The organism is Gilliamella sp. wkB18 (assembly GCF_001690875.1).
Taxonomy (GTDB): Bacteria; Pseudomonadota; Gammaproteobacteria; order Enterobacterales; family Orbaceae; genus Gilliamella; species Gilliamella apicola_A.
In genome coordinates, this window is record NZ_LZHM01000062.1 from 1 (window position 1) to 1738 (window position 1738).

The following is a 1738-nucleotide window of genomic DNA, read 5'->3' on the forward strand; positions in this document are numbered from 1 at the left end:
TTTTAAATCAATCCTATTTTGCTAGCTTTATTTCAGCTTGTTTGATTTCTTGCTTTAATTCTTTTATCTCACATAAGAAGATTTCTATAGGAGGATAATAAGAATATATATCGTCATCCAAATCCAATAGACTATTTTTACTTAAACATAATTTATCTATCTTTTTCTTAATTAATGGGAGGCTATTTTTTGGCGCGTTCTTCTTTTTGACTAATAACGTTGTTTTTTGTTTTAACAAATCTAAATAATAAAAATAAATATGCTCTGTATTACATTCTTCGTCAGTTTCATTATTTAAACATTCCAAAAATTCACTGCTGTTATAATCGATAATATCATAAGGGTTAGGTACTACGCTGAAATGGTCAGGATAAGAGATTTGAATTCGACGACCATATATCTGTAATAAATTAAATTTTAATTTTTTTTCATCAATTTTATAGTGCTTCCATATTTGAGGAACAATTCCATTATCTGCTTCCATTAAGGATAACGTATAAATATCACCACTTGGTGCAATATAGTAATATCGATAACCTACGAAAAGGAAATTCGTTATATTCGTAAAAGTATTAGCAAGCGTTATTTGATCTTTAATTTCATTATTTTGAATTAAAGATAAAGTCAATTTAGCACCAGAATAATCATCTCCTCCCTTCATGAAGTTAACCCCTTCTTTGCTTAATTTTAGGGTTAAACCATTTTTTTGATAGATCACCTTACTTTTATCAACCGAATCAATAAGATTATTAAAATAGTTACCAAATTTATGTAATGGACAACGTTTATCCATTTCAACTTGTATGGAATAATCAGAATTTATATAGTCTTCACGTGAGCAATCTTTTTCTAATTTTTGCATATCTACTTTATTGAGAAATGAATTGCCTCGATATTTTTTTTCTATATTAAATTGTTGGCTGTAGCAGCAGGTACTAAAGAAAGAAAAAATAATACCGATATAAAATAAATGTTTCATAAGCTATTCCTTAATTTCTTCAATTTTAGTGAGTGAAAAGTCAGCATGAAAGTGAGAGTCATGTAATTCACCTCCGTTTACAACACCGGATAATTGTCTAAATTCTTTAAAATGATTATGCTTTCCAACCCGAACCTTAACAAAAAATAGTAACATAGCCTTCAAAAAGGCTAAATCGTCTTTATATTGTTGAGAAGAATGAGAATAATAACCACCTTGGTTATTTTTTGATTTATACTCAAAGTCAATAGCCATACCATTAATATGCAATGTACTTGGAAAACAAGATCCCTATTCAAAAGCACTACCTGTGGAGATAACTGCTTTTTTATAAACAGCTAAACTCCCTAACATGGTTACAAACTATTTATTTTTTTAAATCAATCCTATTTTGCTAGCTTTATTTCAGCTTGTTTGATTTCTTGCTTTAATTCTTTTATCTCACATAAGAAGATTTCTATAGGAGGATAATAAGAATATATATCGTCATCCAAATCCAATAGACTATTTTTACTTAAACATAATTTATCTATCTTTTTCTTAATTAATGGGAGGCTATTTTTTGGCGCGTTCTTCTTTTTGACTAATAACGTTGTTTTTTGTTTTAACAAATCTAAATAATAAAAATAAATATGCTCTGTATTACATTCTTCGTCAGTTTCATTATTTAAACATTCCAAAAATTCACTGCTGTTATAATCGATAATATCATAAGGGTTAGGTACTACGCTGAAATGGTCAGGATAAGAGATTTGAATT

The 1738-nt window shown here is 28.0% G+C and carries 3 protein-coding genes; all 3 read right to left on the bottom strand.

Annotated elements, in window-relative coordinates; translation table 11 throughout:
• Positions 1 to 13 precede the first annotated feature (13 nt).
• Entirely contained in the window at positions 14 to 979 is a 966-nt protein-coding gene (locus A9G48_RS06450) for a hypothetical protein (protein ID WP_065575966.1), read from the bottom strand.
• Between the two features lie 3 nt (positions 980 to 982).
• Complete coding sequence (locus A9G48_RS06455) at positions 983 to 1234, bottom strand: hypothetical protein (protein WP_065575967.1); 252 nt, start codon at positions 1232 to 1234, stop codon at positions 983 to 985.
• 131 nt (positions 1235 to 1365) lie between these two features.
• Positions 1366 to 1738: hypothetical protein (locus tag A9G48_RS11630; RefSeq protein WP_176702004.1), on the bottom strand; the 373-nt coding region annotated here is incomplete at its 5' end.